The organism is Runella limosa DSM 17973 (assembly GCF_000482465.1).
Taxonomy (GTDB): domain Bacteria; phylum Bacteroidota; class Bacteroidia; order Cytophagales; family Spirosomataceae; genus Runella; species Runella limosa.
Map to the genome: position 1 here is coordinate 1,045,810 of NZ_KI519420.1, position 15,065 is coordinate 1,060,874.

A 15,065-nucleotide genomic window follows, 5' to 3' on the forward strand; every position below is an offset into this window, starting at 1 on the left:
GTTGTGAGTAGCTTTCAAATAGTTCGTATCTTTGGTTAGCACAACATAGGTAGTCGTAACTCTTAGTAAATCATTGAGTTAGCTCTTGTTGTAGAATTAAAAAAAACGAAAACCCCCATCAGTTTTTGGTAATGATGGGGGTTTTTTACGTTCTATTTCGTCAAAAAAGCATGAGTTGCTGGCTACCCGAAGGTAATTTTCCGCGTTTTACCCCCTGAAAAAGTTGAATCATGCCGAACTGCTTGTCGGTTATTTTCATGATTCCTACTTGCCCTTTTTCGGGCAACCACCGTTTTACTCGCTCAATGTGTACCTCTGCATTTTCAGCACTGCTACAGTGCCGTACATAGATGGAGAATTGAAACATACGAAAACCGTCTTTCTGTAATTTTTTACGAAAGTCGGTATAAATGTGGCGCATTTCGGGCGTGTCCACGGGCAAATCAAAAAAAACCATGACCCACATGATTCGATATTGGCTTAGGCGTGTCATTGTTAAGTAAGTGGAAGTTGGAGTTCCAAATCGGGGGTATCCGATTCCGTAAAGCTTGGAAGGGCAAGCTTGCGAGTTTCGGATTCAAAACAGCGAAAGAGCGATACTGCCACCGTGTGAGTAGCATTAAAAAGGGGACTGCGTTCGGTACGAATACGAACGTCCAGTTGTGGTAACATCATCAGGCGGGCTTTATGTTCTTTGGTAAGCGTATCGTAAGGCTTTTTACCAACCACAATTTGCTGGACAATGGCATCGACAAAAGGGCGGAAAGGCTCCATAAGGTCATCGGCAAGCGCGTAGGCATTGTATTTGTTTGAATGGTGAAGACCTTGGGAGGGAAGTAGTCCTGCACCTACAATGGCTCGGGCTACCAATGCTCTTAAAATAGCATAGCCATAATTGAGTAGATTGTTGGGGGGAAGCTCGTCGCGGCCGCGTCGAAAGTCAAGGTCACTTGGAAAAAGGTGAGCCCAGTAGTAAGCGGCTGCCCGGGCTTCATAATTGTCGGGGTCGCCAGAACGTACGTTTTTGGCGTACGTCAGCAAAGAGGTATGGGGTTTGTTTAATTTTTGAAGTAGAGCGGCTTGGTTTTTAATTTTAGCCACAACTACCTGCTGCCAAAGTTGTTTACGGAGCGGTTCAGAAGAGGCTAGTTGTACCCGTTGACGCTCGGCAAGGGTGTGATGACCTTCAAGTGGGAGCAGGAGTGCAGTTGGCAGGTGTCGGTCATCGCAGTGAACGATAGCGGCATTGTGTTCTAAAAGCCGCGTAATCAATCCTTGGGTAATGGTAATTTGGGGATGATCAAGTACAATGAGGCCGATGTCTTCAATAGGAATTGGGTCGGCTTGTTTGACCAATTTGGGTAAGTTTTTGTCAACAGGTGCTTCGATAATGAGCTGCTCAAGTCGGCGGCTCAAATAATAAGGTTGGCTGAAATAGAGGGTACGTTTTATCATAACGGGAGTAATTGGAGTTATCCAACTACTCCCACTAAAAAGATGCCAAGTTTAGAAAAACTTATTAAACGGTTAAAGTTCTGATTTTGAGGAGCTATTCGCCTATTTTGATGATTTGTCCTAAAGGATTTAAGTGAACTTTAGTACCAGTCATTGAGCTTAAACTCGAAATTCTAATATACTTCTTTAGGGCTTTCGCAATTTCTGACTTATCATTCTGAGTTTCTAGATGGTGCCTAAACCAATAATCCCCTTCGGCAATACTCTGAACTCGGTACAGATGCTTACTGATGAGCGGCCAATCGTGCGATGAAACGGCTTCTTCGAGCAACTCAGGTTCGAGGCCAAAAATAAAATACTGATTTTGCTGAATGGAGACAAGGAGTCTCGCCCCGTTTTCGTGTGTGGGGTGGATAATCGGCTGTCCGTCGCGGCGACGCTCCACTGCTTCCCAAAACGTCACGGCTTGTTCGTAACGTTTGCCGTTGGCATCTTCATAAATGGCCACATGGTGATTGTTTCCAAGTTTAACAAATGCAGTGGGCTTATTATCGGCATCAAACCCAATGGGGGGCGCTTCGTTGAGGCGGGCAAAACAACGAACGGCTCTGATAGGAATTTGCTGGGCTTCGTTAAACCAAATAGGTTCTTTAAAAGCTTTAACTGTGTCGTTATTGAAGTCTTCTAGTCGTTTTTGCACTAATTCACGAACACGTTTATCCACGATAGTACCTGCTTTTTTTAAATCAAAACCTTGCCCTAACGTGTATTTGATGACGTATTTTGATTGTTGATTGTGTTTAATTCTGCCATAGATACTTTCTTCGTGTAGTGGTCCGCGTGGAGCATAACTAATCTGCCCTGTTTTTTCGTTGCGGCTAAGGGTGGCCACCTTTTTACCTGCTTTGAACGATACCAAAATTTGCGCAATGCTTTGGCGAGCATCGCGTACGAAGTGAGGCCAAGGCATCGGGAACTTCCACGCACTTTCTTTGGCTTCGTAGCGTTGGGTGAGCTGCTGGTTTAGGAGGTTGAGCCGTTGAATATAGGCTTGCTTCGTACAAGCAACAACCAAGGCGTCAATCGCGTGGTGGCGATGGTCATCTCGTTTGCTCCAGTCCTCAATCACTTTGCGGTTTCCTTCGATGCGGGTTCGCCCAGCGGCTTCGTATTTTTCAAAATTAAGGTCTTGTAAAACAGCATCAAGCCCCCAACTATGACGCAAATGGCTTGTGACTCCTCCTGTTGTTGTATAAACTTGATAGCATACCTCCGACAGCAAGTCCTTTACCATGCGAGCAATGTACTGCGTTTCACGCAATTGACGATTGACAAAGTCTTGTGGAATGTCGGCGGCGGTCATAAGAAGTCGTTCGCGTTTGGTTTTATTGATGCCATTTTGGCGCTCATACGCCAGTGCAATTCGCTCGGTATAAGCAGTAAAGGTTGCATCCCCTTGGCCGCGCATGAAATCGTAGGCCGTTTGGTCGCCTTTGGCTTCATTGAGATGGCGTTCGCACAGGGTTTTGTTGACAAATGAATCGTCGAATAGACGAGCCTTGGGAATAATGTGTTCTACATCAACTTCACCATTGATGAGAGAACTGAGCGAAATGGGGTTACCAGTGTAGAGCGATAGGTAGCCAGTTTCTTCCCATAATCGGTATTTTTCAATGAGAGAACTTGAAGGTTTCCGAACACCGTGCTCTTGGAGGTGCTTTTCTATTTTTTGCCGTTCGCGGTCGCGTTCATTATTGTTTTTAAAGGTGCGGTTGCGCTGTTCGGCATTTTGCTTGAGTTCTCGCCCCAGTTCTACCCTAATTTCGTCAGGTCGTCCAAGGTCAGGATGGGTTAAGATGGCATTAACAAGGTTCACCAGTTGATTAGTGATTTTTTCAACGGTTGGGTTACGGAGCGAATTAGGTTTGAGCAACGCTAGGGTGTCGGCCAAGGTGCGCTGTTTGTTTTCGGTTTTGGTGAGTGAATCAGAATGATTAAATCCTGCGGCCTCGCAGGCGTCGGAATATACCATACCTTGCTCCAAAAAAGGCAGGAGTTTTCGGATGGCACGGGTACTGAGGCTGCCAAATTCTGCTTTAAAACCCACTTTGGAAAGTTGTTGGGCCTCCTCCGCTTTGAAGAGAAAAGGGGGCTTTTGAAGAGCTGCCAGTAAATGTTCGGGCTCGTCGATGGAATATAACAAGTGCCAAAGCCGATAGAAAGGCTGTTGGTCGGGGTTGTCATAGGGGTCGAATGTGAACAAATCGGGGCGATTTATTTGGGCTTCGTTTGCAACTTTTAAGATAGCTGCGCGGGTTCGGTTTTCCTCAAATTTTTCAAAATTGAGTTTGAAATCGCGCGTTGGTTTTAGACCCAGTTCCTTCAAAACTTCCGTAGCCGAAAGGCGGTCTGTTTCGTTAAGACGAGCAAAAAGCTGTTTTCGTTGTTCAAGGGTGATGTCAACTACCTCACCTGATTTTCGTTCGATGCGAAGAGCGTTTAGGTTTTGCCACAACTTGAATAATTGAAAAACAGGCGAGCTTTTAGGGGCAACTTTATGATTTGGAAAAAAGCGACAGTCAGCCACTGATTCCTTTTGGGATTTTAAAGGTCGTTGGTAGTAAATGATTTCGTCGCGAAGTTGTTTTCCTAATGTGTCGGTGAGTACGTTTGGGTAGAACTCCTGCTGCGTTTTCCAAATAGTATCAAACTCAGTAATGTAACATTCGCGGGGAAAGATTTGTTGTTTGATACGGTAGTGAGTATTGAGCGAAAGCTGTTCGGCAAAATACTGCCCAACGGTTTGATTCTTTTCTTTTAAAATGGCTTTTCGATGGCTAATCGCTTGAAGATAATCGCCTTGTTGCTCGGTTTCAGCAGCATCTGATTTACGGCTACTTCGGTATCCGCGTTTTTGATTAAGGTGGTAGAGGATGCGGCCAATTTCAGCCAAACTAATCTGCTCGGATACGGCTTTAACTCTTAATTCGTACAGAGCTAAAGATGGCAGTCCAAACAACTCAGAGTTGGGTGACATACCGGTGCTGTCGAGCACTTTTTTGAGTAAATGTCGGCGCAATCGGTACCGTTGTAAATTCCGTCGGGTGGTACGTTTTTGTCTTCTTACTTGATTAGGGGAATAAGAAATGCCTTTGGTAAAGTTTTGTTTAGCGTCGGAGTTAAGTGGAACGATTCGTACGCCAGTTTGTAAAATTTGAGAGGTCTCAGTGCTGTTTTCAGCTTCTGATAGGTAAGCCCAGCCAATAGAAGCAACGCCAATGTCAATACCAAGTACTTTTTTCATGATGCAAAATGAAAAGATTAGGAACGCGTTGGAAATCTAAAAAATAAATACTAAGTTTACAACACGAACTTTTGAAAGCGACTCACAATAAGGTTTTACCGTAGTGAGAACATTCTTGGGCGGGGGCATTTGCTTCTCGCCCGTTTTTTTAGGTGGATTAAAGCCCACATCTCTTCTGAAGAAGCGCGTTATTCCTAGTACCTGTCATTTTATTACGTTAAAAGGATATTTCAATACAAAAACTGAACAAAATATGATTTTATAAGCATCTAAATGCCTTTTTTTGCGTATCTATACGAAAAGATTAACAAAAACAGACTAAAAGAAAGATGGTTATACGTTGGGGAATAATCGGGCCTGGGCGGATTGCTCATAAATTTGCTCAAGATTTAAAGCATGTCGAAGGAGCGGTTCTGACGGCAGTTGCATCGCGCGACAAAGGGCGGGCGGAAACATTTGCCAATGAATACGGGGCTAAATATGCCTATGGTAGCTACGACGAAATAGTGTCTTGCCCTGAGCTAGATGTGGTTTACATTGCGTCGCCGCACGTATTTCATTTCGAACATACGCTACTTTGTCTAAGCGCAAATATTCCTGTACTGTGCGAAAAGCCGTTTGCGATGAATAAGTTGCAGGTGGAGACAATGGTGGATTCGTCACGAGTTAGAGATACTTTCTTGATGGAAGCCTTTTGGACGCGCTTTTTGCCATGGACCCATAAGATGCTCGAAATCATTGAGTCGGGAGCCATTGGAAAAGTGATGGGCTTAAAAGCGGATTTTGGTTTTCGGGCAAACCAAGATTTGACGCAACGTGCCTACAACAAAGACCTTGGCGGAGGAGCGCTGCTGGACATTGGTATTTATCCTGTGTTTTTGGCATACTTAGTTTTTGGGATGCCTTACGAAATTGCGTCGCATTGTACGTTTGCCGAAACAAAAGTGGATGAGTCCACTGGGATGACATTGACCTATCGCGATGGTAGTTTTGCTTTTTTAAGCTGCACTTTTAGGGCTGAAACTACTTCTGATGCGGTTATTTATGGTGAAAAAGGCATGATTTTTATTGAACCTCGTTGGCATGAAAGCAAGGCATTTACGGTCAAATACCAGGATGGAACGACTGAGCGCTTCACTTTTGATCGTCCGACTTGGGGCTACCAATACGAAATAGAAGAAGTCAATACTTGTTTGAGGGAAGGAAGAAAAGAAAGTGATTGGTGGACATTGAGGGATAGCCTGAACCTAATCCAAATTTTGGACGCTGTTCGTAATACCATGGAGTTGGTTTATGAAGACCACGATGATGTACCCACGAGGCCGTTTAAGGGTTGATTTGTGAGCGAAAAGGCAGTATCGAGACGGTATGACTGGCTAGCAAGGGGAATTTTTGTTCCTATCGCCGCTTTCGTAGCCTCTCATGTGGTGTTTACTAAAAGCTTTCCATGGCAAGAAGGCTATTCTTTTCCCTGGCCTTATTTTCTGACGGTTGCTACGGTGATGCTGTCATGTTGGGAATTTAACCTCCGTTTGTTTTGGCGGTTAGATACCTCGCTACCATTTTATATCCACCCATTAAAGCGAATTGCTCGCCAATTAGTTTTTAATGGAAGTGCCACCTTACTTACATTTCTATTTATTTTTCCACTTGCACAGTGGGTGTATGTGGGGCGTTGGCCCACATTTGCGCTGTTGTTTACTGGAGCAACTGTTTGTTTTACCATTGCGATTGTTGTAAATGGAGCTTATATCGCCTTTTATTTACTCCGAACGATTTATTGGCAAAGAACAAATTTTTCTACTGAGAAAGGGGAGGGGGGATTACCCGAAAAGCTACCTGATGCGTTACATAAATCGTTGATTCGAATAACGACGCCCCACGGCCAGTTGGTAGTACAGCCAGCAGAAATAGCCTATTTTTATTCTTCGGGAGGGGTGATTTTATTAATCAAAGCCGACGGTAGCAAACATACTACAAGTTATGGTTCTTTGATAGCGCTTACTGAACAGCTGGGAGTTTATACCTGTTTTTTTGCCATTAGCCGCCAGTTTGTGGTTTCTATCAATGCCATAAAAGCGGTGAAGGAAGAGACAAATCGGAAGCTAACGGTGTCGTTAGTGCCAGCATTACGACAAGCAGATACCACAGAAGAAGTGGTGGTGAGTCGCTATCGGAGTAGTGAATTTAAAAAATGGCTGGAAAAAACGGTGCTTTCCTGACCATTCATCTTCAGAATTGTTACCACTCGTTTTTTAAAGAGGCAATATGCCTAAGATGTCGCCAAAAACTACGGTTACTTTGGGTGGGTAATAACGCCCAAATTTTAACCGTTGAATGATGCAGCCTAATCTTGATTTTCTTCTTGTTCCCATTTCTCAGGGGCTTTCTTGGGCTTTTGGAGGAGTCGTTGTTTGTTTTGGGTGGTTTCTTTGGGCTACGTTACGTACCGTTTCACGCCGTATTGCCTTCTATTTTTTGGGTTTTAGTGTGGCGTGGTTGGGTGTGCTTTGGGGACTTACCCAAACCCCCTTTTTTATTCAGTTGGATGCCAGACCTCCTCGCTTTCTAGCGGTATTAGGCCCGCCAATGGCATTGATTGTCTTCCTGTTTTTAACCCGTCAAGGGCGACATTTTCTCGACCAACTTCCGCTGAAAGCGTTAACGTGGCTACATACCGTTCGAGTAGCGGTAGAGGTGTCGCTTTGGTACTTGTTTTTGGAACATCAAATCCCGCAAATGATGACATTTGAGGGTTATAATTGGGATATTTTGGCGGGGATTACTGCACCATTACTCGCATGGTATCTTCAGCGTGAGACACGACCTCGTTGGGTTGTGTTGGGGTGGAACCTATTGGCGTTGGGCTTGCTAGTAAACATTGTAGGCATGGCGATTCTTTCGGCTCCGTTGCCCTTTCAGCAGCTAAATTTTGCTCAACCCAATGTGGGGGTATTCAAATCAACGTTCATTTGGTTGCCAGGATTTGTGGTTCCAGTGGTACTTTGGGCGCATCTGGTGGCTATTCGGCGCGTTTATGCCGTGGGTAATTGAAACCAAAAGCGGCTGCCTAAACCAATTTCACTTTCGACCCCAATGTTTCCTTTTTGGGCTTCGATAAACTCTTTAGAAATAGCTAACCCGAGTCCCGTACCTGCTTTGCTTTGGCCGTTGGAGGGCACTTGAAAGTAGCGTTCAAAGACCCGTTGTTGGTATTTGGGGTCGATGCCTTTGCCCAAGTCTTTGACCGAGAATTCAAGGTAATTAGCTTTTGAGTTGGGTTTAACTTCTACTTCAATGATTGATTTTTCGGGGCTGTGACGGATGGCGTTGGAAAGAAAGTTTAACAATACCCAAGTGGTTTTGTCCGAATCGGCTTGAACCAAAGGCAGAGTCGATGGTATCTGTACTTGAATGTCGATTTGTTTTTGTGAAGCAAAAAACTGAAGGGCTTCCACGGCGGGAGTCACGATTTCGGACGCGGAAACATTTCTAAAGTTAAGCTGAAGATTCCCCGTTTCGACTTGCGACAGGTCCAGCAGTTCCCCAGTAATTTTGAGCAACCGTTGGCTATCTTCTTGAATCTGAGTGACGAGCAGTTTTTGTTCGTCGTTAAGTTCGCCAATGCGGTCGTTTTCGAGCAATTTTAAGCTCATTTTTATACTGGAAATGGGGGTTTTAAGCTCGTGGGAAATGGTGGCTATAAAATTGGTTTTGGCGAGGTCGAGGTCATGAAACGGCGTAATGTTTTTGAGAACAATGACCTGCCCCAAGCGTTTTTCGTCGTTGGTGACTTCAAACGTTTCTTTGGAAAAATAGCTTTCTCGTTCGTTGGCAAAGATTTTGAGTGGCTTGGCCGTCGGTTCGTCGTTGAGGAGGCTACGAAGCAAGTCGTTTTTTAGGGCAATATCGGGGGCGTACCTGCCTACAATCTGGACGGCATCAAGCCCAAGCATGGTGGCGGCGACGGAGTTGATAAACAACAAATGATTGTGCTCATCAAGCCCGATAATCGCATCGTTCATTTGGTTGATGATGGTTTCGGTACGGCGTTTTTCAAACAACACCCTCGCCAAACTACTGTGTTCATATTCGTCGAGCTTTTGTGCCATTTGGTTAAATGCTTTGGCCATTTCGCCTAGTTCGTCGTTTCGTTCTACGCCTAGGCGCGGTTCGTAATTTTTGCGGGTAATCTCGCGTAAACCTTCAGTAAGCTGTTGAATAGGTTCGGAAATATACCGAGGGAAGTTAATAATGAACGAAAAGGCAATAAGCGCACAAAACGTAGCGATGAAAACTAGGTAGGAGTAGATTTCATCGGCTGTTTTTTTGACCTGTTCGTTTTTTTGAAAAATGGATTGCATGTTGAGTTGTACAATCGTATTCAGCTGTTTATTGATAAGCCCAATGCGAGTGCTGTCTCGGGTAGTCCGGAACGCATTAAAATGACTACGAACTTGCCGAGTACTCTCGCCCTCTCCTGGCTCTGTAATGTTTTGTTCTTGTTGAAAAAGGGCTTGATTAAATGATTGAAAATCTTCAGATTTCCAGCTGTTTTCGTCAATAATGCCACGCATAGTACGGGCATATTCGAGTGAAATGTAGTTGTCTTTTAGGACACCTTGAGCTTCTTGAGACAGTTTTTGCAGGTACCAAGCTCCCAATCCGCCAAGGAGAAGAATGACGACGAATAAAAAGCCAAGCGCTAGGCGTAATTTTGCTTTGAGTTTCATGGAGAGGGTTTTATTAAGGTCAGACGATAGTCAGACCGAAATCGTTGGTCTGACTGTCGTCTGACCTTTTAGCTAATAACGATTAAGTCGATGTCTTTGTCGGATACTTTTTGTAGTAATTTAGTAAAGAGAGAGGAGCCTGTTATGTGTTTCCAAAAGCTATCGTGAGGTTTGCCGATACAAATGGTCGTGCTGTTTTGTTTTTGTACTATTTCAAAAATACCCTGAACGACATCGTTGTTTTTGACTCGTATAACCTCACCGCCCAGCTCGGTCGCCAACTTAAAGTTATTGATAAGGTGTCGTTGGGCAGCCAACCCAATTTTGTCCGTGTCTTCTCGGTCGGTCTGTACGTAAAGAACGCACCATTTTCCTTGATAATAACTCGCTAGTCGGGCCGTTTTGCGTAAAATTTTGCGAGCAATTTCGTGGTTAGAACTGATACAGGCCAGAAATCGTTCGGGACGAAGCCCCACTTTTTGAACGATCTCCGTTTCTACTTTTCGTTCCACTTGCGAGGCTACTTCTTTGAGCGCCAACTCCCGTAGTTGTAAGATTTTTTCGGCTTGAAAGAAGTTGGCAAGGGCAGTCTCCACTTTCGATTGATCGTAAATTTTTCCTTCCTTCAGGCGAGTGATGAGCTCGTCGGCGGTAAGGTCGATGTTTACCACTTCATTGGCTTGTTGCAGCAGGCTGTCGGGAACGGTTTCTTTTACCTCAATGCCCGTAATGTTAAATACTTCTTCGTTGAGGCTTTCCAAATGCTGAATATTGACGGCAGAAATGACGTTGATGCCCGCGTCGAGAATATCAAGCACATCCTGCCAGCGCTTCTCATTTTTGGAGCCGTGGATATTGGTATGCGCGAGTTCGTCCACAATCACCACCTCAGGATGGATGTTCAGAATGGCCTGAATATCCATCTCTTCCAACTCTTTCCCACGGTAAAAAACCGTCCGATGGGGTACCATCGGTAGTCCTGCGAGCAGGGCGTGGGTTTCGGCGCGGCGGTGCGTTTCGATAAACCCGATTTTAACATTGACCCCGTGCCGCAAAAGCGTGTGTGCTTCTTGCAGCATACGGAAAGTTTTTCCTACGCCAGCACTCATGCCAATATAGACTTTAAATTTTCCTCGTTTTGACTTACGAATCAGGTCAAGGAAGTATTCAGCGTTGGGTTCGGCGGGGGGCTGAGGCATAGCGGTTGTGTTAGAATGAAATAGCTAGGGAGGTGGTAAGGGCAAACGTTTGTGATATAGCCTTACCTTGCTTCTCAAAAATAGCATCTTTGCTGCTGAGTTTGCGGGCTTCCATTCGCCAAGCAACGTTTGGCAAAGGGGTGTAATCGAGGTTACACGAAAAGCCTTGCGTAATAAAACCGTGAGGGGTTGCAGTGGCAATGACGATTCCTTGTTTATCCGTATATTTTTCGGCTCTTCCTGCCAACGCGAAATGCGGTGTGAGTTGATAACGAAGTATAACGGCCCAACTAGCCCAAGAATCATACACCGACGCTCCTGTTTGACGTTGTTCGATTCCGAAATCAACATCGGCAATCATCCCCCAGCGCTTGGTGAGTTGAAAAATGCCATAAAAGTTGTGAAAGAAACGATTTCGGTTTGTGTCGTCGGGGCGGCTACCAACAAAGGTACTTGAATTGAAAGTTAGCTTGGACGTAGGTTTATAGGTCACTTGAGTGCCAACTGCCAACCGCGTATTTCCGTCGGGACGACGCATTTGTTGCCAGCCATTCAGTACGAGCCCCGCTAGGTACCACTTTTCGTTGGGAGAAGTATAGCCAATTTTTGCCCCAGTTTCGTAGTAAGGCGTATTGTCGGCCATAAGGCTGCGGGTTAAAGCCCAACAATCTTTGGAAACCGCACTTTCAAAGCCAATGTGCGATGAAAACACGCCTGCATCGAGCCAAAGTTGTCGGTTTTTGGAAAGTTTAACTCCAACATTGGCTTCGTAAATGTTGCGTAAGGCGGCAGGTTCGGCTGCTAGATTAGCGTTTGAGTACGTACCTGCCATGAGCGCTACATTGGCCCGTAGTTGTTGGGAAGTGTAAGCCGCTTTCACAAAGCCTAAATTGATGTTGAACTCATTGTGACGGTTGTGGCTATAGACAAACGATGGGCGCTCATTGTGAGTAGGCTGATTGAAATCATAGCTGTAATAGGCTTCTACGTAGCCACTTATGCTAATTTTTGCCGTAGAGTCATTTTGTTGGGCAAAAAGAAGGCATGAAGGTAGCCCTGAGAATAAAGTGATTAAAAGCGTTTTCATCTTAATTTTTGGAAAATTGCCTGATTGATAGAATAAGTGTTATATTCTACCCCTTTTGTTTACTTCATTTTGTCCAATGCGATATTGAGCGCTAAAATATTGACTTTTTTAGGGCCAAACAACCCGAAGAGGGGGGCATCGGTATGCTGTTGGATGAGCGTTTTGAGTTGATTTTCAGAAAGATGTCTTAGGTTGGCGATACGAGCTACTTGAACATAGGCTGCTTGGGGCGACAAATGAGGGTCGAGTCCGCTACCTGAAGCCGTGACCAATTCGGCAGGAATGTCAGCCTTTTTGACGGAAGGGTTGTGTACTAAAAAGGTATCAATACGGGCCTGAACTTGTGCAAGGTATTCGGGGTTGGAAGGGCCTTTGTTGGAGCCGCCCGACCCCGCTGCGTTATAATCGACCGCCGAAGGGCGCGACCAGAAGTAGGCATCGTTGGTGAATTTTTGCCCAACTTTGGCAAAGCCCACCACGCGGCCGTTAAATTCGACCGTTTCACCGCGGCCTTGGGCGGGAGCTACCAACGCAGCTCCCCAAACGAGTAGGGGATATATGACGACCAATAACATAAACATTGCGAATGTCATTGAGAGTGCGGGAACGATGTGTGCTTTCATCTTTATTTTATAATTTTGAAGAAAAGAAATTCGACATGGAAACAATCATTAAAATACGCCCATCAGAATTGACTGTTAACCTCTTAGAAAAGTTACAGTACCTACTAAAGGGAAATGATAACTATGAGATTACCATTCAAGTGGCAGAGAAACCATCAGCTCCATTTTTACGTGTTGAGACGGACGAAGAAGCTAAAGAGCGAATTGATAAAGCGATTCAAAATGTTGAAAAAGGAGAGGAAGTAATCGCCTTTTCCTTTGATGAATTTGCGAGGTTGTCTAAATCGCTTTAATCTATGCGCAATATTTATTTTGACGCTGGTGCCTACAAAGACTACGTCGAATGGTCGTATAAAAACCGTGAAATTTTCAATAAAATTAACGACCTGATTTTTGATGTAACACGAGACCCTTTTCGAGGTATTGGGAAACCCGAGCCATTGAAAGGTAACTGGGCAGGTTATTGGAGTCGTCGGATTAACAGTGAGCATCGTTTGATTTACAAAGTTGACAATGAAAAAGTGTCCATCGTGAGCTGTCATGGTCATTATTAGGGAATTAGACTGTCTAGCTAAACAAGGCTACCCACCAATAAATCAATGAGTTTGATGCCAATAAAAGGAATGATGAGACCGCCCATGCCATACACCAGAAGGTTGCGGCGGAGTAAGGCACTCGCTCCGATGGGTTTGTAAGCGACTCCCTTCAACGCCAAAGGAATGAGCATCGGAATGATAATGGCATTGAAAATGACGGCCGATAAAATAGCACTCTGAGGGCTAGTAAGCTGCATGATATTAAGCGATTGTAAGGCAGGAATGGACGTCATAAACAAGGCAGGAACGATGGCAAAGTACTTGGCTACGTCGTTGGCGATGGAAAAAGTAGTGAGCGTGCCGCGCGTCATCAAGAGTTGTTTGCCAATCTCCACAATTTCAATAAGTTTCGTTGGGTCATTGTCCAAATCTACCATATTTCCCGCTTCCTTGGCCGCTTGGGTTCCGCTGTTCATGGCTACGCCTACGTCGGCTTGAGCAAGGGCAGGCGCATCGTTGGTACCGTCGCCCATCATGGCTACCAATTTCCCATTGGCTTGTTCGGCACGAATATAGTTCATCTTGTCTTCTGGCTTTGCCTCGGCAATAAAATCATCCACCCCCGCGACGGTTGCGATGTATTTGGCCGTAAGTGGATTATCGCCCGTTACCATCACCGTTTTTACCCCCATTTTACGCAACCGCTCAAAACGCTCTTGAATGCCAGGTTTGATGACATCTTGCAGCTCAATGACGCCCAATACCCGCTCATTTTCAGAAACGACCAGCGGCGTTCCTCCGTTTGAGGCAATTTCACGTACTTTGGCTGCCGTATCTTCAGGAAAACTATTACCAGTCTGTTCGACCAATCGACGAATAGCATCCTGCGCTCCTTTTCGAATACGAAGCCCATTTGGTAAATTGACACCAGAACAACGTGTTTCCGCCGTAAAGGGGATAAATAGCCCCCTAACCCCCAATGGGGGAATATTTGTCCCTCCATTGGGGGTTAGAGACGGTACGCCGCGCGGGCTAGCCAACTCAACAATGGACTTACCTTCGGGGGTATCGTCGGACTGAGAGGAATAAAGAGCGGCAGTGATAAATTGTTCTTTTTTAACGCCCGTAGTCGGCCAAAAGTGGGTTGCTCTACGGTTTCCGATGGTGATGGTTCCCGTTTTGTCCAATAAGAGCGTATCTACGTCGCCAGCCGTTTCTACTGCTTTCCCTGATTTGGTAATGACATTGGCACGAAGGGCGCGATCCATTCCTGCAATCCCAATGGCGGAGAGCAAACCACCGATGGTGGTCGGAATCAGGCAAACAAACAATGCAATGAAGGCCGAAATAGGAATGGGTGTATTGGCATAGTCGGCAAAAGGTTTGAGCGTGACACAAACAATCACGAAGATGAGCGTAAAACCCGCCAAAAGAATGGTAAGCGCAATTTCATTGGGAGTTTTTTGGCGGGAAGCTCCTTCCACCAACGCAATCATTTTGTCCAAAAAACTTTCGCCTGGTTGGGTGGTGACTTTGACCTTGATTTGGTCGGAAAGAACTTTTGTCCCACCCGTAACCGACGATTTATCCCCGCCTGCTTCACGAATCACAGGAGCCGACTCGCCCGTGATGGCCGACTCGTCGATGGTGGCAAGCCCTTCGATAATTTCACCATCAGCAGGAATGGCATCGCCTGCTTCACAAATAAAAATATCACCTTTGTTGAGTTGTGAAGAGCTGACTATTTGCCATTTATTACCCCCATTGGGGGCTAGGGGGCTTATTTTTTTGGCAGGCGTTTCTTCGCGGGTTTTGCGGAGGCTATCGGCTTGCGCTTTGCCACGGGCTTCGGCTATGGCTTCGGCAAAATTGGCAAAAAGTAAGGTGGATAATAAGACGATGAATACAAGGAGATTATACGCCAAACTACCCTGAGTAGTATCACCCCCGAACCCTATTTGTAGGCAAACGAAGAACATAACCAACGTACCTAACTCAACCGTAAACATGACGGGATTACGGAAAAGAATGCGGGGGTCAAGTTTGACAAAAGATTGAATTAGAGCTGTTTTGAGCAGTTCCCCTTGAAAGAGAGAAGCGGATTGAGAACGTTTCATATTTTTTGTAA

General features: G+C 45.3%; 13 protein-coding genes. 5 read left to right on the top strand and 8 right to left on the bottom strand.

What is annotated here, in order from left to right:
- Window positions 1–160: 160 nt before the first annotated feature.
- The 3 genes from cas2 to cas9 all read right to left on the bottom strand — a co-directional run bounded on the left by cas2 (window position 161) and on the right by cas9 (window position 4,759).
- A complete protein-coding gene (gene cas2, locus K339_RS0114370; RefSeq protein ID WP_028524220.1) occupies window positions 161–493 on the bottom strand; it encodes a CRISPR-associated endonuclease Cas2 in 333 nt (110 codons plus the stop codon).
- 2 nt (window positions 494–495) lie between these two features.
- Window positions 496–1,455: a type II CRISPR-associated endonuclease Cas1 gene (gene cas1 / locus K339_RS33695; RefSeq protein WP_051398011.1), complete on the bottom strand. Its 960-nt coding sequence runs from the start codon at window positions 1,453–1,455 to the stop codon at window positions 496–498.
- Between the two features lie 94 nt (window positions 1,456–1,549).
- Window positions 1,550–4,759, bottom strand: coding sequence for a type II CRISPR RNA-guided endonuclease Cas9 (cas9, locus tag K339_RS0114380; RefSeq protein ID WP_028524221.1), 3,210 nt, complete (start codon window positions 4,757–4,759; stop codon window positions 1,550–1,552).
- Window positions 4,760–5,088: 329 nt separating this feature from the next.
- On the opposite strand from cas9, the gene K339_RS33700 reads away from it, so the two are divergent.
- The 3 genes from K339_RS33700 to K339_RS0114395 all read left to right on the top strand — a co-directional run bounded on the left by K339_RS33700 (window position 5,089) and on the right by K339_RS0114395 (window position 7,813).
- Complete coding sequence (locus tag K339_RS33700; protein WP_037300375.1) at window positions 5,089–6,096, top strand: Gfo/Idh/MocA family protein; 1,008 nt, start codon at window positions 5,089–5,091, stop codon at window positions 6,094–6,096.
- Window positions 6,097–6,186: 90 nt separating this feature from the next.
- Window positions 6,187–6,981: a LytTR family DNA-binding domain-containing protein gene (locus K339_RS0114390; RefSeq protein WP_229598739.1), complete on the top strand. Its 795-nt coding sequence runs from the start codon at window positions 6,187–6,189 to the stop codon at window positions 6,979–6,981.
- Window positions 6,982–7,096: 115 nt separating this feature from the next.
- Window positions 7,097–7,813, top strand: a complete 717-nt coding sequence (locus K339_RS0114395) for a DUF8737 domain-containing protein (RefSeq protein WP_157607597.1) — start codon at window positions 7,097–7,099, stop codon at window positions 7,811–7,813.
- Here the strand turns inward: K339_RS0114395 and K339_RS0114400 are convergent.
- The 4 genes from K339_RS0114400 to K339_RS0114415 form a co-directional block, all read right to left on the bottom strand.
- Window positions 7,795–9,492 carry a HAMP domain-containing sensor histidine kinase gene (locus K339_RS0114400; RefSeq protein ID WP_028524224.1) on the bottom strand — a complete coding sequence of 566 codons (1,698 nt, stop codon included), beginning with the start codon at window positions 9,490–9,492 and terminating at the stop codon, window positions 7,795–7,797. The two genes, K339_RS0114395 and K339_RS0114400, sit on opposite strands and share 19 nt — an antisense overlap.
- A 68-nt stretch (window positions 9,493–9,560) precedes the next feature.
- On the bottom strand, window positions 9,561–10,691 hold the full coding sequence (locus tag K339_RS0114405; protein WP_028524225.1) for a histidine kinase: 1,131 nt from the start codon (window positions 10,689–10,691) through the stop codon (window positions 9,561–9,563).
- Between the two features lie 10 nt (window positions 10,692–10,701).
- Entirely contained in the window at window positions 10,702–11,778 is a 1,077-nt protein-coding gene (locus tag K339_RS0114410) for a porin (RefSeq protein ID WP_028524226.1), read from the bottom strand.
- A gap of 59 nt (window positions 11,779–11,837) precedes the next feature.
- Window positions 11,838–12,401: a K(+)-transporting ATPase subunit C gene (locus K339_RS0114415; RefSeq protein ID WP_028524227.1), complete on the bottom strand. Its 564-nt coding sequence runs from the start codon at window positions 12,399–12,401 to the stop codon at window positions 11,838–11,840.
- Window positions 12,402–12,436: 35 nt separating this feature from the next.
- Between K339_RS0114415 and K339_RS0114420 the strand changes: the two genes are divergently transcribed.
- Both K339_RS0114420 and K339_RS0114425 read left to right on the top strand, forming a co-directional pair.
- Complete coding sequence (locus K339_RS0114420) at window positions 12,437–12,694, top strand: hypothetical protein (protein ID WP_028524228.1); 258 nt, start codon at window positions 12,437–12,439, stop codon at window positions 12,692–12,694.
- Between the two features lie 3 nt (window positions 12,695–12,697).
- Window positions 12,698–12,955: a Txe/YoeB family addiction module toxin gene (locus K339_RS0114425; RefSeq protein WP_028524229.1), complete on the top strand. Its 258-nt coding sequence runs from the start codon at window positions 12,698–12,700 to the stop codon at window positions 12,953–12,955.
- 17 nt (window positions 12,956–12,972) lie between these two features.
- Here the strand turns inward: K339_RS0114425 and kdpB are convergent, their stop codons facing one another.
- Window positions 12,973–15,054 carry a potassium-transporting ATPase subunit KdpB gene (gene kdpB, locus K339_RS0114430; RefSeq protein ID WP_028524230.1) on the bottom strand — a complete coding sequence of 694 codons (2,082 nt, stop codon included), beginning with the start codon at window positions 15,052–15,054 and terminating at the stop codon, window positions 12,973–12,975.
- Between the last annotated feature and the right edge of the window lie 11 nt (window positions 15,055–15,065).